Raw genomic sequence first — 20,449 nt, 5'->3', positions numbered from 1 at the left:
AGGAGCACCATGTCCCTCCCCCTGACCCGCCGGATCGCCCGCGCCGCGCTGCTCGTCGCGGCCGGCGCAGCTCCCGTGGTCGGTGCGGCCGGCTCCGCGAGCGCCATGGACCTCGCGCCCACCCACGACCTGGGCGGTGGCCTGACCCAGCTCGACGGAGTCGCGGTCGGCGACGCCACGGACGGTACGGCGCAGAAGGCGGCCACGACGGCCACGGAGGCCGGCGGGAAGCTGGTCGGCACGGCCCTGCCGGTCGCGAGTGGCACCTTCACCCAGGCGGCCCGCGGCAGCGCTCCGGCCGCCGAGGAGACGGCCGGGCAGGCCGTCGACTCCGCGACGACCGCGCTGGGCCAGGCCTCGGCGAACACGCAGGGCCTGCCCGCGGCCGGGGAACTGGCCGCCGGTGTGCCGGACGCGGGGACCACCCTGCCCGCCGACGCCCTCCCCGCGGACCCGATGGCGACCACGCCGATCCCCGCCCACACGCTCCCGGCCCAGGCGCTGCCCACCGACACGCTGACGGCCACCCCGATCCCGGCGAACGCGGTGCCCGCCACCCCGCTTCCGATGACCGCGCTGCCCGTCGACACCCTCCCGGCCAACACGCTCCCGGCCGACGTCCTTCCGGCGCACACGCTGCCGGCCCAGTAGTCGCGAGCGCCGACCTCGGGCGCACATGGAAGGGGCCCCGGGAGCACAGCGTCACACGTGCTCCCCGGGGCCCTTCCGTCCGCCTCACGCCCGGACCGTCCCGGCCGTACGCAGGCGTGGTGCCGCCACTCAGCCCAGCCGCTTGACCGCCGCCTCGACACGCTCGTCCGTAGCCGTGAGGGCGACCCGCACGAAGCGTTCCCCGGCCGCTCCGTAGAAGTCCCCGGGAGCCACGAGGATGCCCAGCTCGGCCAGGTGGGCGACGGTGTCCCAGCAGGGTTCGTCGCGAGTCGCCCACAGATAGAGGCTGGCCTCACTGTGCTCGATCCGGAAGCCGTGCCCCAGCAGTGCCTCACGCAGCGCGGCCCGCCGCGCCGCGTACCGCGCCCGCTGCTCCCCGACATGGACGTCGTCGCCGAGTGCGGCGACGGTCGCCGCCTGCACGGGCGCGGGCGTCATCATGCCGCCGTGCTTGCGGATCCCCAGCAGTTCGCCGAGCACCGCCGCGTCACCGGCGATGAACGCGGCGCGGTAACCCGCGAGGTTCGAGCGCTTGGACAGCGAGTGGACGGAGACGATTCCCTCGTACGTCCCCCCGCAGACGTCCGGATGGAGCACGGAGACCGGCTCCGTCTCCCAGCCCAGCTCCAGATAGCACTCGTCGCTGAAGACCAGCACACGGTGCTCGCGCGCCCAGGCGACGATGCGGGTCAGCTCGTCCTTGGACAGGACCCGTCCCGTCGGATTGGACGGCGAGTTCAGCCACAGCAGCTTCAGCCCGGCGGGGTCCAGCTCCGTGGGGTCGTCATAGACGACGGGCGCCGCCCCGCACAGCCTGGCGCCGACCTCGTAGGTCGGATAGGCCAGGCGCGGGTAGGCGACCTTGTCACCGGCACCGAGACCGAGCTGCGTCGGCAGCCAGGCCACCAGCTCCTTGGACCCCACCACCGGAAGCACGTTCGGGTGGGCGAACGACACCGCGCCGAGCCGCCGCTCGCACCAGCCCACCAGGGCGTCGCGCAACGCGGTCGTGCCCCACACCGTCGGATAGCCGGGCGAGTCCGCGGCGGCGATCAGGGCCTGCTGGACGATGGCCGGCACCGGGTCGACGGGCGTGCCGACCGAGAGGTCGACGATGCCGTCGGGATGGGCGGTGGCGGTCGCCTTGTACGGCTCCAGCTTGTCCCAGGGGAAGGCGGGAAGACGCGAGGAGACTGCGGACACGGTGCTCACTTTCTCGATTTCTCGTTCTCGGCGGGCACGGGCGCAGACGCCGGTGGCCGCCCGTAAACGCCACGGTCCCGTACGGCGGACGCACCGTACGGGACCGGGATCGAACTATCAGCCGTTCTGCGGAGGCAGAGCGGCGATGAAGGGGTGGTCCCGCTCGATCAGGCCCAGCTTGGAGGCGCCACCGGGCGAACCGAGCTCGTCGAAGAACTCGACGTTCGCCTTGTAGTAGTCCTTCCACTCCTCAGGAGTGTCGTCCTCGTAGAAGATCGCCTCGACCGGGCAGACCGGCTCGCAAGCACCACAGTCGACGCATTCGTCCGGGTGGATGTACAAGGACCGCTGGCCCTCGTAGATGCAGTCGACGGGGCACTCCTCGATGCACGCCTTGTCCTTGACGTCCACACAAGGCTGCGCAATGACGTAGGTCACGCTGTCGTTCCTCCTCCGTAGGGCGCGGCGTCCGGTCTGCGGCTCGCCGCGGGGCTGCGCGGGAGCGCGGCGTCGTCGATGCCCGCACCTAGTATCTCCGTTCCTGGGGATGATCCGAACAGGAGGGGCGGACCTAGCTGTGGAATTCACTGCGAGCGGACCTTGGGAGGTCCGTATCACCCCTCTTGACGTGGGGAAACGAGTATCCGTGCGACGGCTCGCCGAGGGCGGTGAGGCTGACGCGAAGTTCACCGACACGGTCGGGGTTCTCATATCGTGGGACGACGGTGTGCTGGTGATCACACGAAGGACCGGGGAAACCGTCCGGATCCTGGAATCTTCGCTGGTCGCGGGCAAGGTCATCCCTTCGGTTCCGGCGCGCAGACGCGGGCTCCCGGCAGCCTCTTTCGAAGAGCTTGCGCGGATCTCGGCGCGGGCTTGGCAGCCGGTCGAGAGCGAACCGCTCGGCGGGTGGCTGCTGCGGGCGGCGTCCGGGTTCACCCGGCGGGCGAACTCGGTGCTGCCCCTGGGTGACCCGGGCGTGCCCCTGGACGACGCGCTGGAGCGGGTGCGGGCCTGGTACGGGTCGCGCGACCTGCCCGCGTACATCCAGACCGCGACCGGAGGGGACGGCACCCAGGAGGCACTGTGCGTGGAGCTGGAGCGGCGCGGCTGGGAGCGTGAGGTGTCGGCGGAGCTGCGGGTGGGCGGTCTCGCACCCGTCGGCGACCTGGACGCGGATGTGTCCCGGGTGCGGCTGGACCGGTCGATCGACGACACGGGCGGCGCCGGCGAGGGCTGGCTGCGCCGCTACCACCGTCTCGGTGTGCCCGGGCCCCATGTGCGCTCGGTGCTGTCCAGCGGGCCGTCGGTGTGGTTCGCCACCGTGCCGGGCGAGTCCGAGGTGCCTGCGGCCATCGGCCGGTGTGTGGTCGACGGACGCTGGGCGGGGTTCATGGCGGTGGAGGTCGACCCGGCCCGCCACAGACAGGGTCTGGCGAAGTCCGTGATGACGGCGCTGGCGCGCCGGGCCCTGGACGAGGGCGCATCGGCGGCCTGGCTCCAGGTCGAGAGCGACAACGACGGTGCCCGCGCGATGTACGAGGGGATGGGCTTCGCGGTCCATCACCTCTATCACCATTTCCGCCGCTCCTGATCTTCCTGAACGGGTACGAGACGCGTATGCACCCGCCACAGCCCGAGGCCACCCCGTGGCGCAGTCGGTTCGCCGACGAGGCACGCTCCGAGCGGCCCGATCTCGCGACCCTGTGCCTGCTGGTCGGGGCCGAGGCGGATCCCGCCTTTGACGAGACCGGTCTTGACGTGGCCCACATCGAGCTGGACCGGCTCGCCGGCCTGCTGCCCTACGGCCTCCGGGAGCCGGAGGCGTGGGCGGCGGCGCTGGCCTCGCTGCTCGGTGAGCGCTGCGGCTTCCGCGGCACCCCCGGCTGCTACGAGCGCCTGGAGTCGTCCCTGCTGCCCGAGGTCCTGCGGCGGCGCCGCGGGCTGCCCATCCTGCTCTCCGTCGTGTGGCTGGAGGTCGCACGACGCGCGGGCGCACCGGCGTACGGGGTGGCCCTGCCCGGCCACTTCGTGGTCGGCTTCGGCGACCCGTCGCAGCCGGTGCTCGCCGACCCCTTCGCGGGTGGCCGGCTGCTCACCGGCGCGGACGCCGAGCTGCTCGTGGCCGGGGCGACCGGCGAGCCGCTCGACCCCTCGATGCTGGTGCCCGCCGGGCCCCTGCAGATCGTGCTGCGCATCCTCAACAACATCCGCGCCTGGTCCGCCGCCCGCCCGGAACGCACGGACGTGGCCCTGTGGGCTGTCGAACTCTCGCTGCTGCTCCCCGCCCACCCGGCCAGACTCCGCTTCGAGCGCGCCCAACTCCTCGTCCAGCGCGGGGACTTCCTCGCGGGTGCGGCGGAGATGGACGCGTACGCCGACATCGTCGCCGCAGTCGAGCCCACCGCGGCGGCGGCCATCAGAGAACGCGCCAACGCGGCACGGTCGATGCTGAACTGAGCCGCCGGCGCCCCTTCGGTCCGCCGTCCCTCGCTCGACACCCGGGAACCGGCTCGAGGTCGCCCGCCCGATCGGGGAGACGGCGGCCGGCTGAACCGCTCACCATAATGACCCCATGACCGTGCTGATCGTGGATGCGGCGAACGTGGTGGGCTCCGTGCCCGACGGCTGGTGGAAGGACCGGCGCGGCGCCGCCGAGCGGCTGCGCGACCGGCTGGCGGCGAGGTCCGGCGACGAGGAGATCATCCTGGTCGTCGAGGGCTCCGCACGCGACGTCGCGTCCGTGCCCGGGGTGCGGGTGGATTCCGCGCCAGGCAGCGGCGACGACCTGATCGTGGAACTCGCCGCCGGGTACGCCGGACAGGACTGCGTGGTGGTCACGGCCGATCGTGAACTGCGCGAGCGGGTGGAGGCAGTCGGCGCCCGGTGTGTGGGACCGCGGACGGTGCGCCCGGCGGACTGACTCCGAGGCCCTGCCCCCGTCGTGACGGGAGCAGGGCCTCGGACATGACCTGCCGCTGTGACCGGAGCTAGCCCTGCGGACTGAGCGGGATCTCCTGGGTCCGCTGCTGGGGGGTCTTCCCCAGTAGTGCCTGCTGCATCGCCAAGGCGACGTCGTCGGCGGACACCGGGTGCTCCTTGCCGTCGCGCTTGGTGATGGTGATGCCGTCGAAGACGCCGTCCAGCAACTCGGTGATCGCCTGCTTGTTGTAGACCTCGACAAGCCGGCCGTCGACGGGCTTCATCGAGAGGATCTTCGGCAGCGAGCGGGCGGGGCCGAACTGGATCTCCTTGCCCCCGGCCTGGATGGTGACGAGTCCGGACATGGCGGGCTCGGCGAACTCCTTCATCGCCCGGTCCAGTTCCTCCTGGGTGATGGTGGGCTCGCTGGCACCCACCGGCAGTTCGACCAGATTCGGACGGCCCGTCTCGACCTGGGCGCGATAGGCGTCCTTGACCGAGATCATCGACTTCCCGACATCCAGTGACAAGCCCGCCTTGCCCGGCACGGCGACGGCCTCGCCCGGCTCGAACCTGATCGTGCCCTCGGTGGCGGAGCCCGAGGCGATCGCCAGGTCCGAGAGCGCGACCTGGAGCTTCTCCTCGTCGACGGGGATGACGGGCTGGGCGACCCGCTCGGCGCCGAAGAGGGAGCCGATGACGGAGACGGGGTTGTAGTCGGTGCCCGCGGCGGCGCGCACGGTCGCCTGGCTGTCCAGGGCGAGGCCGGCCTTGACCGGAGCTAGCTTCTCCTTCTTCTGGCCGACCGCGAGCTCCAGCGGGGCCGTGGCCCGGCTGCCGAGCGCGGCGTCCAGCTTGGTGACCGCCTCTTCCTTGGTGCCGCCGCCGATGTCGACGCCCAGGACCGTGGTGCCCTTGGGCACATCGGAGTGGTTGAGCAGCAGTCCGGTGCCGTACGCGACGACCAGCACCCCGAACACGCCCGCTCCCGCGAGGACGGTCTTGGACCGGCCCTTCTTCACGGGCCTCGCCGGACGCGGCGAAGCGGCCGGGGCGGGCGCGTCGTCGTGCGCCGGGGCACCGGGGGCGAAGGTGGACGGCGGTCCGGACGGGCCGGGGAAGGCCCGGCCGGCGTAGTCCGGCGCGGCGAAGTCCGCGGCCGGACCGGACGAGGGCCAGGGGCTCACATCCGGGCCACCCGCGGGTGCCACGGGGTCCGGTGGCGCGAACGGCGAGCGCTGCTGGGACGGGACCACGGGGATACCGCTGGTCAGCGTGTCACCCGAGACGTTGCCCGCGGGGGTGGACGGTCCCGGCATGGCGGTGGGTCCGGTGTCGGACGGCGACTTCTGCGGGGTCAGTACGGCCGTGTCGTCGCCCATCCGCGGGACGGCGCGGTCGCCGCCGGGGGCCTGGGTTCCCGGCACTCCCGGGGCTCCTGAGCCGCCCGGGGCTCCCTTGGCGAACGGTGAGGTGCCGGTGACCGGACCGCTCGTCGGCCCAGCGGGTCCGGCCGGGCTCGGGGTGCTCTGGGGGCGCGGCCCCGGGGGCGCGGTGCGTCCGGCCGGGGCTCCCGGAGCAGCGGGCGCGGGAGGCGCGGCCTGCGCGGGTACGGAAGCCTGGGCCGGCGGTTTGCGCGGTGCGAACCAGTCGCTGGTCCGCTGCTCGGCCGGCTTGTCCCCCGGCACCTCGGCCGGGTTGTCCGCCTCGGCCGGAGACTCGTCGCGCGGCCGGACGGGCGCGGGCGCCTCCGGAACCTCGGCGGGCGCCGCGGGCCGCGGGGTGCTGCCGGTGCGCTCGGACACCCGCTCACCGCCGCTCCCCTGCGCACCCAGCGCGCCCGGTGCGGCTTTCGCGGTGTTCGCGCCCTCCGTGCCGTTCGCGCCCCCCGCTGTGCGCCGTGCGTCCACGTCACTCATCGGCGTACGCATGACGACCGGCGGAATCGGACGCGAGCCCGGAATGTTGATCCGGATGCGCGTCGTCAGCGTGGTCTCTGTTCTGGGCTCGTCCGGCTTCGGAGCGGCTTCGGCTCCCTCGTCCGGTGCGTCCTGCGTGGGGTGCAGCGACGGATACTGGCGCGATCCGTACGGCGGTGTACCCGAGGGGTACGCGGCTCCACCGCGCCCCTGGGGGCCGGAGGACGAACTGTCAGTTTCACGACTCAAAGCTGGTTCTCCCGATCGGCTCCGCCGCCCGTTCCTACTGGTACCACTGCTTCGGGCGACTCGGCAGCGCGCACCACCATACTGGCCGCCGCCGACCCCGCACCCATGGACAGGGGAAGCTGTACGGTGCGCACGCCGCCCGTCACCGTCCGGCCACAGGGGCCATTCCGGCCCGAGAAGGACACCTCACGCGCCAAGTCGGCTGATTTGCCCGGCCGATGACCACGACCGCGACATGGTGGCACAGATCACAGCCAGCGCCACTCCCCCCAGCAGGAACAGGATCTCGCCGAGCCCGCCCGCGAAGAGGCCGTCGCCTTCCGGCCGTCCGGCACTCAGCAGCAGCACCGCCGCCATCCAGCCACCGGCGGGTACCAGCGCTCCGAACTGCGTCCCGGCGGCACGCGCACCCCCGTAGAACAGCCCCGCGCAGCCGAACAGGGCGAGCAGCAACCCGGCAGGGAACCATGCGGCTTGGACCAGCGATCCCGCGGCGCCCACCACGAACCCGAGGGCCAGCAGCCCGACATATCCAGCGATCCGTCCGGGTTTCAGCCCGCGGGTCGGCCGGGTGCCGGGCTGGGCCGTTCCGGACCCGGGCCGCTCGTTCGGCTGACGCGACTGGCTCTGCTCACTCACAGGGCTACTCCCTCGAACAGGTCGTGCTCGCGGTCGCCCGCGCGAGCGCCGGACGTGCCACGCGCCAACTGGTAGCACTCGGTGGTGAACAGCGGCTGGCCGAGGCCGTTGGAAAGCGCGAAGAACGGACCATCCACCACGATCTGGGTGACATGGGCGCGCATCGCCGCCACCTTGCGGTCGGCGTACACGCCTCCGTCGATCTCGGCGGTGATCTCCGCGTCGTCCACGATGCCGGGGATGTCCGCCATGTCGGCGATCCCGGGAAAGGCGCCCGAAGGCCCGGCCGCACGCAGTGCGGCGAATCCGTGCTCGGCGGCGGACTCCGGGACCCGGTTCCAGTAGATCTTGGCGATGGAGTGCGGTTCGCCGAGATCGGGCCGGCAGGCGGGATCGGCGGCGAGTTCGGCGGCTCGCATCGCGACCCGGTGCGCCTGGATGTGGTCGGGGTGGCCGTAGCCGCCGTGCGGGTCGTAGGTGACGAGGACCTGCGGCCGTACCGAACGGATCACCTGAACGAGGTGGCACGCGGCCTCGTCCACGTCCGCGCTCCAGAAGGCGCCGCTGCGTTGGTTCTGCGGCAGGCCCATCATCCCGGAGTCGCGGAAGCGGCCGGGGCCGCCGAGGAAGCGGTGGTCGGTGACGCCCAGCGCGGCCATGGCGGCGGCCAGTTCCCCGATCCGGTGCGTGCCGAGTCCGTCTTCCCGGTCGGCGGTCAGATGGCCGAGTGCGGGCGGGATGACCTCGCCCTCCTCGCCGAGGGTGCATGTCACGAGGGTGACATGGGCGCCTTCGGCCGCGTACCGCGCCATCGTGGCACCGTTGTTGATCGACTCGTCGTCGGGGTGCGCGTGCACCAGCAGCAGACGACGGGCTGGGAGGTCCGTCATGCCCCCCAGCCTACGAGGCGCGGGACTAGAACTTGAGGCCGCCGATCATCCCCGCGACGTTCGTGGTCAGCTCGCTGATCGTGGGCGCGATGGACGAGCTCGCGAGATAGAACCCGAGCAGCATGCAGACTGCGGCGTGCCCCGCCTTCAGGCCAGATTTCCTGACCAGCAGGAAGACGATGATCGCCAGCAGCACCACCGCCGAAATCGAGAGTGCCACGGCGGTTCACCTCCACAGATATTCGGCCGGTAAGGGGCAGATCGCATGTGCCGGAGGAGTCATACCCACCTCGCGCTAGGGATCATAACTATCCATAGGCACGCATCGATCGGTGCACGGCAGCACACGGGGGCGCACGGCATTAGATTCGGCCATATGACCTCGAGGCAGCAGCACTCCCCCACTCCCCCGGCCCCTTCGGTCCCTGCCACCGGCTCAGCCCCGCTCAGCTTCCCCCGCCAGTACGCCAGAACCCAGCGCTTCGGGCTCGGCGCTCCCAGGGCGTTCACGGTGTCGCCCGACGGCTCGCGCGTGGTGTTCCTGCGCTCGGCCTCAGGAACGGAACGGGCCCACCGGCTGTGGGTGCTTGACCTCGAAGGCACTGACGGGACTGAGGGCACTCACGGCCCCGGCCGTTCCGGTGGCCAGGTGCGCGAGCGGGTGGCGGCGGACCCCGATGTGCTGCTGGGCGGGTCGGTGGAGGAGTTGTCCGCCGAGGAGCGGGCACGGCGGGAACGCAGCCGTGAGGGCTCCGGGGGCATCGTCTCGTACGCCGTCGACCGTGCAGCGGAGTTGGCCGCGTTCGCGCTGTCCGGGCGGCTGTTCACCGCGGAGTTGCGGGCCGGTACGGCACGCGAACTGCCCGCGGCCGGGCCCGTGATCGATCCGCGGCCGTCTCCGGACGGGAGGTTCGTCGCTTACGCGGCGCGGGGCGCGCTTCGGGTGATCGGCGCGGAGGGCGAGGGGGACCGTGCGCTGGCGGCGCCGGAGGACACCGGTGTCTCCTACGGCGTCGCGGAGTTTCTGGCGGCCGAGGAGATGGGGCGCACCCGCGGGTTCTGGTGGTCGCCCGAGAGCGACCGGCTGCTGGTGGCTCGGGTCGACGAATCCCCCGTACAGCGCTGGTGGATCGCGGATCCGGCGCGGCCGGAGACGGAGCCGGCTCGGGTCGCCTACCCGGCGGCGGGGACGGCCAACGCGGAGGTGCGGCTGTTTCTGGTCGCTCTCGACGGGTCCCGTACCGAGGTCGTGTGGGACCGGGCGCGGTACCCGTATCTGGCCCGGGTGCACTGGTCGGCGTACGGGGCTCCGCTGCTGCTGGTACAGGAGCGCGGGCAGGGCAAGGCGGCGTATCTCGCCGTGGACACCGCGAGCGCTGCCACGCGCACGGTGCGCGGGGACGAGGACCCCGTCTGGCTCGAGCTGTGCGGCGGGGTGCCCGCCTGGGCGCCGGACGGGCAGTTGGTACGGATCACCGACGAGGGCGGGGCCCGGGTGCTGGCATGGGGCGACCGGCCGCTGACCGGGCCTCGGTTGCATGTGCGGTCCGTGCTGGACATCGGTGAGTCGGACGTCCTGGTGTCGGCGTCCGCGGGGGCGGAGGCGACGGAGCGGGAGATCGGCGAGACCCATGTCTACCGGGTCGATGAGCTGGGCGTTGAGCGGGTCTCCGATGGCGTGGGGGTGCACTCGGCGGTGCGTTGCGGCGGGGTGACCGTGCTCGCGTCCGCCCGGCCGGAATCGAGCGGCACGACGGTACGGGTGGTGAAGGACGGCAAACCGGTCGCCGTGATCGCCTCGTATGCGCAGCAGCCGGTGCTGTCCCCGCGCATGGAGCTCACGGAAGGGGGCACGCGGAGGATCCCGTGCGCTGTCCTGCTTCCGTCCGACTGGCGGGAATCGGACGGTCCGCTCCCGGTTCTGATGGACCCGTACGGGGGACCCCACGGGCAGCGTGTTGTCGCCGCGCACCATGCGCACCTCACCTCCCAGTGGTTCGCCGAGCAGGGCTTCGCGGTGGTGGTCGCGGACGGCCGGGGCACCCCGGGCCGCTCCCCCGCCTGGGAGAAGGCCATTGCCCACGACTTCACCCGCACGCTGGACGACCAGGTCGAGGCGCTGCACGCACTAGCCGGGCGCTACCCCCTGGATCTGGGCAGGGTCGCGATCCGCGGCTGGTCGTTCGGGGGGTACCTGGCGGCGCTGGCGGTGCTGCGACGGCCGGACGTGTTCCACGCGGGGGTCGCGGGCGCGCCGGTGACCGACTGGCTGCTCTACGACACCCACTACACCGAGCGCTATCTGGGCCTGCCGGAGGAGCGGCCCGCTGTGTACTCCGCCAACTCCCTGGTCACGGACAAGGGGCTGAGCGGGGCCGCGGACCCGGCGCGACCGCTGATGGTCATCCACGGTCTGGCGGACGACAACGTGGTGGCGGCGCACAGCCTGCGGTTGTCGTCCGCCCTGCTGGCGGCGGGCCGCCCCCACGAGGTGCTGCCGCTCAGCGGGGTCACCCACATGACCCCGCAGGAGGAGGTCGCGGAGAACCTGCTGCTGCTTCAGGTGGACTTCCTGAAGCGGGCCCTGGGGATGACGACCGGGGAATGAGAGCGACCGGCCGGGGGACTCCCGTCTCCCCGGCCGGTCAACGGCACCCGCACGGCCGTACGGAGCTCAGCGTGCCGTGTCCGTATATCGGATGCGCTTCGGTGGCGTTGCCCGGGCGTTAACGCGCGGGCCCAAGTGAGGCCGCCCGGAGGGAATCAGACGGTGCGCCAGTAGCCGAGGGCGTTCACCCGGCCCTTGGGGATGCCGAGTTCCCTGCGCAGGTACGCGGCGAGCCGGCGGGTCGTCGCGGCGTCGCAGGCGATCCACACGTAGATCTCGGACGGGTTCCCGCCGAGCAGCGCGGGAAGCGCGGCCCGCACCTCGTCCACGAGGTGCGCCCCGGCGTCCCGGCGCGGCACCCTGCGCAGGTCATGGCGCTCCGCGTCGGTCCGCACCGGGAGGTCGGCGTCGGACGGGTGCGGGATCTCGAACCAGATGGTGGCGGGGGTCTCCGGCATGGCACCGAGCAGGGAGTTGATCGCCGGAAGGGACGCGGGGTCGCCGATCACGAACATCCGCGACGGCAGCGGGTCGGGCACGGTGAAGCCGGTGCCCTGGACGGTCGCCTCGATGGTGTCACCGGGCTTCGCGGTACGGGCCCAGTCGCTGGCACACCCGTCGTGCAGGGCGAACTCCAGGCTGAAGGTTCCCTCGACCGGGTCCGGGTCCACGAGTGTGTAGGCCCGCTGGTGCGGCTTGCCCTCGCTCTCGAACCAGAGCCGCACCCACATCGTGGGATGCACGCCGGTCGCCCGCAGCATGCCGCCGTCGCTCAGGCGCAGCCGGTGGTACCGCTCGGTGACCTGCTCGGCGCCGGTCACCGTGAAGGTGAAGTCCCTGCCCCGCATCAGCTTGAGGACGACGCCCTCCCAGCCATGCCCCACCATGCTCTCCTCCCCATGCGAACGGCTAAGGTTAGGGCAGCCTAACCTAAAGGAGTGTCGTTGTTGAGGACCGAGGTCTTCCGTGACGCGTGGGGCATCCCGCATCTGCGCGCGGGCAGCGCGAACGAACTCGCGTACGCCCAGGGCCACAACGCAGCCGTCGACCGCGCCTGGCAGCTCGAGGTCGAGCGGCACCGTGCCCAGGGCACCTCGGCCGCGTTCCTGGGCGCCGAGGCCCTCGCCTGGGACCGGTTCGCCCGGCAGGCGCGGCTCGCGGACACCGCGCGGCGCTGCTACGAGGCCCTCGACGGGGACACCCGCGACTGGGTTGCGGCGTACGTGGACGGGGTGAACGCCGGCCTGGGCCGGGGCGCGGCGAAGGCGCCCGAGTTCGCCGAAGCCGGACTCGCCCCCGGGACGTGGGAGCCGTGGACCCCCCTGTCGCTCTGGCTGTCCACGCACATCCTCTTCGCCGGTTTCCCGACCAAGCTGTGGCGCGATGAGGTCGCGCGGCGTCTCGGGGACGAGGCGATCGAGCTGTTCGCCGTGGACGGGCCCGGCACCGCCGGCTCCAACGGCTGGCTCGTCTCCGCGGGACGCACCAGCACCGGCGCCCCGCTCATCGCGGGCGACCCGCACCGCTTCATCGAGGACCCCGGCATCTATCAGCAGGTCCATCTGGTCTGCCCCGAATACGACGTGGTCGGGCTCGCCTTCCCCGGTGTGCCCGGTGTCGCCCACTTCGCCCACACCGGAAGCGTCGCCTGGGCGATCACCAACGCGATGGCCGACTACCAGGACCTGTACCGGGAGCGGCTGCGGCGCACCGCCGACGGCGTCGAGGCCCTCGGCCCCGACGGGTGGCGACCAGCCGCACACCACACCGAGACGGTCGATGTCGCCGGAGGTGACCCGGTGCGCGTCGAGGTGACCGAGACCGCCCGCGGCCCGGTGATCATCGGTGACGCCCCCGACGGCGACGGGACCGTGGAGGCCGTCAGCCTGCGGTACGTCCCGCGCGTCACCGCGGAGCTGGGCTTCGCGGCGATCGCCGAGCTGATGAGGGCGCGTACGGTGGCCGACGTCGACCGGGCGTTCGAGCGCTGGGTCGAGCCGGTGAACGTGGTGCTGGCCGCCGACACCTCGGGCGGGCTGCTGCACCGGACCGCGGGCCGCGTGCCGCTGCGGCACCGCGACAACCGGCTGCGGGTGGTGCCGGCCTGGGAGCACGGGCACGAATGGCGGGGCATGCACGAGCCGATGCCACGCACCGAGGTCGCCGACTTCGCGGTCATGGCCAACGAACGCGTACTGGCCGGACCCCTGGGCGTGGAGTTCGCTCCGCCGCACCGCGCGGACCGTATCGCCGGCCTGCTGCGCACCTCGGACCGCTGGAGTGCGGCGGAGATGACGACGGTACACATGGACACCCATCTGGGGTCCGCCCGCCCGCTGCTGGACCTGATCGCCGGTCCCGACGGGCCCGACGGGCTCAGCCCGGCGGCCTCGGAACTGCGCGAGCGGCTGCTGGCATGGGACCGGCGCATGGACGCAGGCAGCACGGCAGCCGCCGCGTACGCCGAGGTGCGGCACGCGGTGGTGCGGCGGATCGCCGCCCATCCGGAACTGACCTGCCTGACCGAACCGCCGCCGTACCCAGACGTGTTCCAGCCCTGGCTCAATCTCCTGGTGAAGGTCGGCTACGCCCTGGAGGGGCTGCTCGCGACCCGGCTGCTGCCGGGCATCGACCGCGCCGAAGTGGTCCGCGAGGCGCTCGAAGAGGTCGCGGCGGACCCGGCCCGCACCCGGGGCACCTGGGGCGAGCGGCACCGGCTCGCGCCCTGGCGGGCACTGCCGCTGGGCGACGAGCAGTGGCCGGGGCTGGCCGGTGACCACGACTGCGTCCTGGCCACCTCCAGCGTCCCCGGCCTCACGGACCACGCCGCCCGGGGCCCCGCCGCACGCTACGTCTGGGACCTGCGGAGTCGCGAGGACAGCCGCTGGTTGGTCCCGCTGGGTGCCCGCGGCATCCCGGGCGATCCCCACCACCGCGACCAGCTACCACTGTGGCTGCGCGGTGAACTCGTCCCTGTCGTCACCGACTTCAGCCGGCTCAGCCCCGAGACCACCGCCTGAGCACCACCGCAGTACCGCGCACCAAGGAGAGGTATGACCACTGAGCCCGCCCACCGCTCGGCCGTCTACGAGAAGGCCGTCGACGGCTTCGGAACGCTGAGCATCCGCCCGCTGGACCCCGAACGCGACGCCGGTCTCATCCACGCCTGGGTCACCGAGGACCGTGCCCGCTTCTGGGGCATGGGCGAGACCACACGCGACCAGGTTCGGGACATCTACCGGCACATGGACACGCTCACCACCCATCACGCCTGGCTGGTGGAGAGCGACGGCACACCCCTGATGCTGTTCCAGAGCTACGACCCCGAGGCCGACCGGGTAAGCGAGTGCTATGACGCCAGAACGGGGGACATCGGCCTCCACCTCCTCGTCGGCCCGGCCCACGGCGCTCCGCGCCCCGGCTTCACCGGCGTTCTGCTGTCCTTCGTCACCGGCTTCCTCCTGCGGGACCCGGGGAACCTGCGGGTCGTGGTGGAACCCGATCTGCGCAACGAAAAGGCAGTGAAGCGGCTGGAGCGCTCCGGTTTCGAGCTGGGCGCCGAGGTGGTCCTGCCCGAGGTGAACCTCCCGGAAGTGTTCATCCCGCGGAAGGCGGCCCGGCTGGCCTTCCTCGACCGCGCCAGGGTCGAAGCCACCGCCGACTAGGGCCTGGCCCCGAGACCGGGCGGGCCGTCCCCGCCCGGTCCGGGCACCACCCGCTTCTCCGCGGCGAAGTGGCAGGCCGAGTCGTGCGTCGCGGGTCCCTCGGCCAGGCGGAACGCCTCCGGTACCGCGAGTGCGGGCACCTCGGCGGCGCACCGCTCCTGTGCCTTCCAGCAGCGGGTACGGAAGCGGCAGCCGGACGGGACGTTCGCCGGGGAGGGCACATCACCGGAAAGGATGATCCGCCCGCGCCGCTCACGTGCCTCGGGGTCCGGCACCGGGACGGCCGAGAGCAGCGCCTGGGTGTAGGGGTGCGTCGGGTGGTCGTAGATCTCCTCGTTCCGGCCGAGTTCCACGACCCTGCCCAGATACATCACGCCCACCCGGTCCGAGATATGACGCACGACCGACAGATCGTGGGCGATGAACACGTAGCTGAGCCGGAACTCGTCCTGGAGCTTCTCCAGGAGGTTGACGATCTGCGCCTGCACGGAGACGTCCAGCGCCGACACGGGCTCGTCCGCCACGATGACCTCGGGCCGCAGCGCGAGGCCGCGGGCGATGCCGATGCGCTGGCGCTGACCGCCGGAGAACTGGTGCGGATAGCGGCTCACGTACTCCGGGTTGAGCCCGACCACGTCCAGCAGCTCCTGCACCCGGCGGCGCCGGTCGCCCTTCGGTGCGGCCTCCGGGTGGATCTCGTACGGCTCCCCGACGATGTCCCCGACCGTCATCCGCGGGTTGAGCGAGGTGTACGGGTCCTGGAACACCATCTGGATCTGGCGGCGCACGGCCTTCAGCGCGCGACCGGACAGCCTGGTGATGTCCTCGCCCTTGTAGCGGATCTGCCCGCTGGTCGGCCGCTCCAGATGGACGAGCAGACGGGCGAGCGTCGACTTGCCGCAGCCGGACTCGCCGACGATGCCCAGCGTCTCACCCGGGAACAGGTCGGCGTCGACCCCGTCGACGGCCTTCACCTCCCCCACCTGCTTCCTGAACAGCACGCCGCGGGTGAGCGGGTAGTACTTGTGGAGCCCGCGCACCTCGATGATCGGCTCAGCCATGGAGGCACTCCCTCCAGAAGAAGCAGGCACTCGACCGGCCCGGCCGGTCCACGGCGGCCAGCTCAGGCTCGTCCGTCATACACACGTCCCGGGCCATCGGGCAGCGCGGGTGGAAGGCGCATCCGGGCGGGATGTGCATCAGGTTCGGCGGCAGCCCCTTGATCGCGTACAGTTCGCGGCCCTTCTGGTCCAGGCGCGGAATGGAGTCCAGCAGACCCCGGGTGTAGGGGTGGGCAGGTGCCTTGTAGAGCTCGTGGACGGGCGCGGTCTCGACGATCCTGCCCGCGTACATCACGGCGATCCTGTCCGCGACATCGGCGACGACCCCGAGGTCGTGGGTGATCAGGACCAGCCCCATGCGGTACTCGCGCTGGAGCTCCGCGAGCAGCTCCATCACCTGGGCCTGCACGGTCACGTCGAGCGCGGTGGTCGGCTCGTCCGCGATGATCAGGTCCGGCTCCAGTGCCAGCGCCATGGCGATCATGATGCGTTGGCGCATGCCCCCGCTGAACTGGTGGGGGTACTGGCTGACGCGCTCCCTGGCGGCCGGGATCCTGACCCGGTCCATCAGCTCGACGGCACGGGCCCGGGCGTCCTTCCTCGACATGCCCCTGTGCACGGTGAACATCTCGCCGAGCTGGTCGCCGACGGTCAGCACGGGGTTGAGCGCGGAGAGGGCGTCCTGGAAGATCATGGCCATCCGGGCACCCCGGATCCCGCGGCGCTCGGCCTCCCCGAGCTTCAGCAGGTCCTTGCCCTGGAAGAGCACCTCACCGCCGGTGATCCGGCCTGGCGGGACATCGAGGATGCCCATGATCGCCTGGGCGGTGACGGACTTCCCGGAGCCGGACTCACCGAGCACGGCGAGGGTCTCGCCCTCGTCCACGGCGTAGCTGACGCCGTTGACGGCCTTGGCGACCCCGTCCCTGGTACGGAACTCCACGTGCAGATCGCGTACTTCGAGCAGCATGGCGGCGGGCTCCTCAGCGCAGTCGGGGGTCGAGCGCGTCACGCACCGCGTCGCCGAGCATGATGAACGCGAGCACGGTGATCGCGAGCGCGCCGGCCGGCCACAGCAGCATGTGCGGGGCGTTGCGGATGTACGGGGACGCGGCGGAGATCTCGATGCCCCACGAAACGGTGGGCGGGCGCAGCCCGACACCGAGGTAGGAGAGCGTCGCCTCCAGCGCGACATACGTACCGAGGGCGATGGTGGCCACGACGATCACCGGGGCCACGGCGTTGGGCGCGATATGACGGAGCAGCAGCCGCGCGGGGGACGCGCCGAGGGCTCGCGCGGCCTGTACGTAGTCGTTCTCCTTGACGGTGATCACCGAGCCCCGGGCGATCCTGGTGATCTGCGGCCAGCCGAGCAGCACCATGAAGCCGATCACCGGCCAGATGGTGTCGCTGGTGACGACGGAGAGCAGCACCAGGCCCCCCAGCACCACGGGGATGGCGAAGAAGACGTCCGTGAGCCGGGAGAGCAGGGAGTCGGCGACCCCGCCGAAGTAGCCGGCGAGACCGCCGAGTACGGACCCGAGCAGCGCGACGCCCAGCGTCGCGCAGACGCCGACGGCGACGGAGGTGCGGGCGCCGTAGACGACCTGGGTGTAGACGTCGCAGCCCTGGCCGTCGAAGCCGAAGGGGTGTCCTGGCTGGGAGCCCTGCTGGGCCTTGGCCAGGTCGCAGTCCAGCGGATTGCCGGAGGCGATCAGTGAGGGTGCGATCGAGATGACCACCAGGAACAGGATGACCAGGGCGGAGATCACGAACACGGGGTTGCGGCGCAGATCCCGCCAGGCGTCGGACCACAGGCTCCGGGGCCGCCCGCCGGGCCCGCCGGGCGGCGCGCCCGGGCCGCCCGCCGGCCCCCGCTCCAGGGTCGCGCCCTCGCTGGTCGCCAGGTCCATCGCGCCACCGGCACCGGTCGGGGCGATCGCTCCCCCGCCGTCGTACTGCTGCGGCTCATGCATAGCGGATCCTCGGGTCGAGTACGGCGTAGAGCAGGTCGACCAGCAGGTTCACCATCAGGAACACCAGCACCAGCACCGTGACGAAGCCGACGACGGTCTGGGTGTTCTGGCGGAGGATGCCCTGGTACAGCTGGTAGCCGACACCGTGGATGTTGAAGATGCGCTCGGTGACGATCGCCCCGCCCATCAGGGCCCCGATGTCGGCACCGATGAAGGTGACGACCGGGATCAGTGAGTTGCGGAGCAGATGGCGTCCGATCACCCGGCGGCGCGGGAGCCCTTTGGCGATGGCGGTACGGACGTAGTCGGCACGCCGGTTCTCGGCGATGGAGGTCCGGGTCAGCCGGGTGACGTACGCGAGCGAGACGGAGGCGAGCACGAGCCCGGGGACGAGCAGCTCGCCGAGTGGTGCCTCGGAGGAGACCGAGGGCCTGATCCAGCCCCATTCGACGCCGAGCAGCAGTTGTAGCAGCAGCCCTGTCACGAAGGTGGGGACGGAGATGACCACCAGGGTCAGCAGCAGCACGGAGGTGTCGACGGGCCGCCCGCGCCGCAGTCCGGTGAGCACTCCCAGGGTGATGCCGATGACGATCTCGAAGAAGATCGCGACGAGGGTGAGCCGGATGGTGACGGGGAAGGCGGTACCCATCAGCTCGGTGACGGGCTGTCCGTTGAAGGCGGTTCCGAAGTCACCGGTGAAGACGTTGCCCATGTAGGTCAGGTACTGCTGCCAGACGGGCCTATCGAGGCCGAACTCCTTGCGCAGCTGGGCGGCGGTCGCAGGGTCGCACTGGCGTTCGCCGCACAGGCCCGCGATGGGGTCGCCCATCACGTTCACCATCAGGAAGATCAGCAGCGTGGCGCCGAAGAAGACGGGGACCATCTGGAGCAGGCGGCGGATCACATAGCGTCCCATCACGGACTCCCTGGGGTGGTACGGGTCCGGGTGAACGGGGCCGGGTGGCCGCCCGTCAGCCGGCCACCTTGATCTCGTTGTAGACGGGGACGCTGAACTGGTTCAGCGAGACATCGCTGATCCGGTCCGAGTAGCCGGCGCTGCCGTTCTGGTACCAGAGCGGGATCGCGGCCATCTGATCGCGCACGACGGCCTCGGCCTGCTTGAAGGTGCCGACGGCCTTGGCCGGGTCGGTCTCGGCGTTGGCCGCGTCGACGAGCCGGTCGAACTCCTCGTTGGTCCACTTGCCGTCGTTGGACGAGGCGTTGGTGTAGTAGAGCGGCTGGAGGAAGTTCTGGATGAGCGGGTAGTCCATCTGCCAGCCGGCCCGGAAGGGCCCGCTCAGCTTGGCCTGGGTGATCTTGCCGCGGTAGTCGGCGAAGGTACCGACCGGACTGCCCGCACAGGCCCGGTCGTTTCCGAGGGCGTTGTTGATGGAGTGGCACACGGCGTCGACCCATTCCTTGTGCGAGCCGTTGTCCGCGTTGTACGAGATCGTCAGCCGGCCGCCCGGGATGCCGCCGCCGTCGGCGATCAGCTGCTTCGCGCGGACCGGGTCGTAGGTGCAGTACGAGCCGCAGAGCGCGTCGTCATAGCCCCCGTCGGGGCCCAGCACCGGCGAGGTCCAGTCCTTGGCCGGGGTGCGGGTCTTCATGAAGATGGTCTCGGTGATCTGCTCACGGTTGATCGCCATGGACAGGCCCTGCCGGACCTTCTCCAGGCCCGGCTTGTTCCAGGCCGGGTCGTAGTAGGGGAAGGCGAGGGTCTGGATGATGCCCGCGGGGGTGTTGATGTAGCGGTCGCCGAGGTCGGCCTGCACGTTCTTGAGCTGCGATGCGGGAACGTCGTCGACCAGGTCGAGGTTTCCGGCCGTCAGATCCGTGTAGGCGGTGTTGTTGTCGGTGTAGACCTTGAGGTCGATGCCGCCGTTCCTCGCCTTGTCGTCGCCGGGGTAGCCGTCCCAGCGGCGCAGGGACATCTGCGAGCCCTTGGCGTAGGAGTCGACGACGTACGGGCCGTTCCCGACGGGCTTGGCCAGCCACCCGTCATGGTCGGTGAAGAAGGCTTTCGGCAGCGGCGCGAAGGCGGCGTACCCGAGGGTCTCGGGCCAGGTGGAGAACTTCTGGCTGAGCGTCACCGTGAAGGTCCGCGGACCGGTGACCTCGAGACCCCGCATGGTCTGGGCGGTGGCATCGCCGGACGCGGGATGGACCTGGTCGTAGCCCTCGATGTAGCCGAAGAAGTAGGCGTTGCGCTGGTTGTTCTCGAGGTGGGCGCCGTAGTTCCAGGCATCAACGAAGGACTGCGCGGTGACTGGTTCCCCGTTGGAGAAGGTCCAGCCGTCCTTGACCGTGATGGTGAAGGTGGTGGAGTCCGTGGTGTCGATCTTCTCGGCGAGCATGTTCTGCGCCTCGCCGGTCTTCGGGTCGTACCGCTTGAGCCCCCGGAAGACCATGTCGAGGACCTTGCCGCCCTGGACCTCGTTGGTGTTCGCCGGCTCCAGCGGATTCTGCGGATCCCCCCACGACGAGCTCACGATCCCATCGGCCCCGCCCCCGCCGCTGCTCCCACCGCCGCAGGCCGCCGCGGCGAACGCGAGCGTGAACGCGACGGCGGCCCGTGCGGCGGGTGTGGCATGCACGGCTGGGCGCATGGGTGCCTCCTCGGGGTCCAGGGAGACAAGTAGACC

19 protein-coding genes are annotated in these 20,449 nt (G+C 71.5%); 7 read left to right on the top strand and 12 right to left on the bottom strand.

Annotation, left to right across the window (positions count from 1 at the left end; translation table 11 throughout):
• Positions 1-9 precede the first annotated feature (9 nt).
• Entirely contained in the window at positions 10-651 is a 642-nt protein-coding gene (locus ABZ532_RS02460; protein ID WP_361278832.1) for an ATP-binding protein, read from the top strand.
• A gap of 129 nt (positions 652-780) precedes the next feature.
• On the opposite strand, the gene ABZ532_RS02455 is transcribed toward ABZ532_RS02460, so the two are convergent.
• Positions 781-1,875: a bifunctional succinyldiaminopimelate transaminase/glutamate-prephenate aminotransferase gene (locus ABZ532_RS02455; protein ID WP_361278830.1), complete on the bottom strand. Its 1,095-nt coding sequence runs from the start codon at positions 1,873-1,875 to the stop codon at positions 781-783.
• Positions 1,876-1,992: 117 nt separating this feature from the next.
• The gene (fdxA, locus tag ABZ532_RS02450; RefSeq protein ID WP_010474859.1) at positions 1,993-2,313 is read right to left on the bottom strand and encodes a ferredoxin; all 321 of its coding nucleotides are present in this window, start codon (positions 2,311-2,313) and stop codon (positions 1,993-1,995) included.
• Between the two features lie 139 nt (positions 2,314-2,452).
• Here fdxA and ABZ532_RS02445 point away from each other — a divergent pair, with 139 nt between their 5' ends.
• The 3 genes from ABZ532_RS02445 (at position 2,453) to ABZ532_RS02435 (ending at position 4,798) form a co-directional block, all read left to right on the top strand.
• The gene (locus tag ABZ532_RS02445) at positions 2,453-3,469 is read left to right on the top strand and encodes a GNAT family N-acetyltransferase (RefSeq protein WP_361278828.1); all 1,017 of its coding nucleotides are present in this window, start codon (positions 2,453-2,455) and stop codon (positions 3,467-3,469) included.
• A gap of 26 nt (positions 3,470-3,495) precedes the next feature.
• Positions 3,496-4,335: a transglutaminase-like domain-containing protein gene (locus ABZ532_RS02440; protein ID WP_361278826.1), complete on the top strand. Its 840-nt coding sequence runs from the start codon at positions 3,496-3,498 to the stop codon at positions 4,333-4,335.
• A gap of 115 nt (positions 4,336-4,450) precedes the next feature.
• Positions 4,451-4,798: an NTP pyrophosphohydrolase gene (locus tag ABZ532_RS02435; RefSeq protein WP_361278824.1), complete on the top strand. Its 348-nt coding sequence runs from the start codon at positions 4,451-4,453 to the stop codon at positions 4,796-4,798.
• Positions 4,799-4,865: 67 nt separating this feature from the next.
• On the opposite strand, the gene ABZ532_RS02430 is transcribed toward ABZ532_RS02435, so the two are convergent.
• The 4 genes from ABZ532_RS02430 to ABZ532_RS02415 form a co-directional block, all read right to left on the bottom strand.
• The gene (locus ABZ532_RS02430) at positions 4,866-6,965 is read right to left on the bottom strand and encodes a hypothetical protein (protein WP_361278822.1); all 2,100 of its coding nucleotides are present in this window, start codon (positions 6,963-6,965) and stop codon (positions 4,866-4,868) included.
• 186 nt (positions 6,966-7,151) lie between these two features.
• Entirely contained in the window at positions 7,152-7,604 is a 453-nt protein-coding gene (locus ABZ532_RS02425) for a DUF6113 family protein (RefSeq protein ID WP_361278820.1), read from the bottom strand.
• Entirely contained in the window at positions 7,601-8,494 is an 894-nt protein-coding gene (gene mshB, locus ABZ532_RS02420) for an N-acetyl-1-D-myo-inositol-2-amino-2-deoxy-alpha-D-glucopyranoside deacetylase (RefSeq protein ID WP_361278818.1), read from the bottom strand. Before mshB ends, ABZ532_RS02425 begins: the two co-directional genes overlap by 4 nt.
• A gap of 25 nt (positions 8,495-8,519) precedes the next feature.
• Positions 8,520-8,714: a hypothetical protein gene (locus ABZ532_RS02415; protein WP_361278816.1), complete on the bottom strand. Its 195-nt coding sequence runs from the start codon at positions 8,712-8,714 to the stop codon at positions 8,520-8,522.
• A gap of 156 nt (positions 8,715-8,870) precedes the next feature.
• Between ABZ532_RS02415 and ABZ532_RS02410 the strand changes: the two genes are divergently transcribed.
• A complete protein-coding gene (locus ABZ532_RS02410; protein ID WP_361278814.1) occupies positions 8,871-11,102 on the top strand; it encodes a prolyl oligopeptidase family serine peptidase in 2,232 nt (743 codons plus the stop codon).
• 155 nt (positions 11,103-11,257) lie between these two features.
• Here the strand turns inward: ABZ532_RS02410 and ABZ532_RS02405 are convergent, their stop codons facing one another.
• Positions 11,258-11,986 carry a siderophore-interacting protein gene (locus tag ABZ532_RS02405; protein ID WP_361279399.1) on the bottom strand — a complete coding sequence of 243 codons (729 nt, stop codon included), beginning with the start codon at positions 11,984-11,986 and terminating at the stop codon, positions 11,258-11,260.
• Positions 11,987-12,049: 63 nt separating this feature from the next.
• On the opposite strand from ABZ532_RS02405, the gene ABZ532_RS02400 reads away from it, so the two are divergent.
• Complete coding sequence (locus tag ABZ532_RS02400) at positions 12,050-14,122, top strand: penicillin acylase family protein (protein WP_361278812.1); 2,073 nt, start codon at positions 12,050-12,052, stop codon at positions 14,120-14,122.
• A gap of 33 nt (positions 14,123-14,155) precedes the next feature.
• Positions 14,156-14,767: a GNAT family N-acetyltransferase gene (locus tag ABZ532_RS02395; RefSeq protein ID WP_361278809.1), complete on the top strand. Its 612-nt coding sequence runs from the start codon at positions 14,156-14,158 to the stop codon at positions 14,765-14,767.
• Here the strand turns inward: ABZ532_RS02395 and ABZ532_RS02390 are convergent.
• From ABZ532_RS02390 to ABZ532_RS02370, 5 genes are read right to left on the bottom strand one after another with little or no spacing between them, the layout of a single operon-like run.
• Positions 14,764-15,828, bottom strand: a complete 1,065-nt coding sequence (locus ABZ532_RS02390) for a dipeptide ABC transporter ATP-binding protein (RefSeq protein WP_361278806.1) — start codon at positions 15,826-15,828, stop codon at positions 14,764-14,766. The two genes, ABZ532_RS02395 and ABZ532_RS02390, sit on opposite strands and share 4 nt — an antisense overlap.
• Positions 15,821-16,798, bottom strand: a complete 978-nt coding sequence (locus ABZ532_RS02385) for an ABC transporter ATP-binding protein (RefSeq protein ID WP_361278803.1) — start codon at positions 16,796-16,798, stop codon at positions 15,821-15,823. Before ABZ532_RS02385 ends, ABZ532_RS02390 begins: the two co-directional genes overlap by 8 nt.
• 13 nt (positions 16,799-16,811) lie before the next feature.
• Positions 16,812-17,804, bottom strand: coding sequence for an ABC transporter permease (locus ABZ532_RS02380; protein ID WP_361278801.1), 993 nt, complete (start codon positions 17,802-17,804; stop codon positions 16,812-16,814).
• Positions 17,797-18,720, bottom strand: a complete 924-nt coding sequence (locus ABZ532_RS02375) for an ABC transporter permease (RefSeq protein WP_361278799.1) — start codon at positions 18,718-18,720, stop codon at positions 17,797-17,799. Before ABZ532_RS02375 ends, ABZ532_RS02380 begins: the two co-directional genes overlap by 8 nt.
• Before the next feature lie 55 nt (positions 18,721-18,775).
• Positions 18,776-20,413, bottom strand: coding sequence for an ABC transporter substrate-binding protein (locus ABZ532_RS02370; RefSeq protein WP_361278797.1), 1,638 nt, complete (start codon positions 20,411-20,413; stop codon positions 18,776-18,778).
• Positions 20,414-20,449 lie beyond the last annotated feature (36 nt).

The sequence above is a fragment of the Streptomyces sp. NPDC019396 genome, from assembly GCF_040632375.1.
GTDB lineage: Bacteria > Actinomycetota > Actinomycetes > Streptomycetales > Streptomycetaceae > Streptomyces.
The sequence above is the reverse complement of the archived record's forward strand: the minus strand, read 5'-3'. Positions and strand labels throughout refer to the sequence as shown.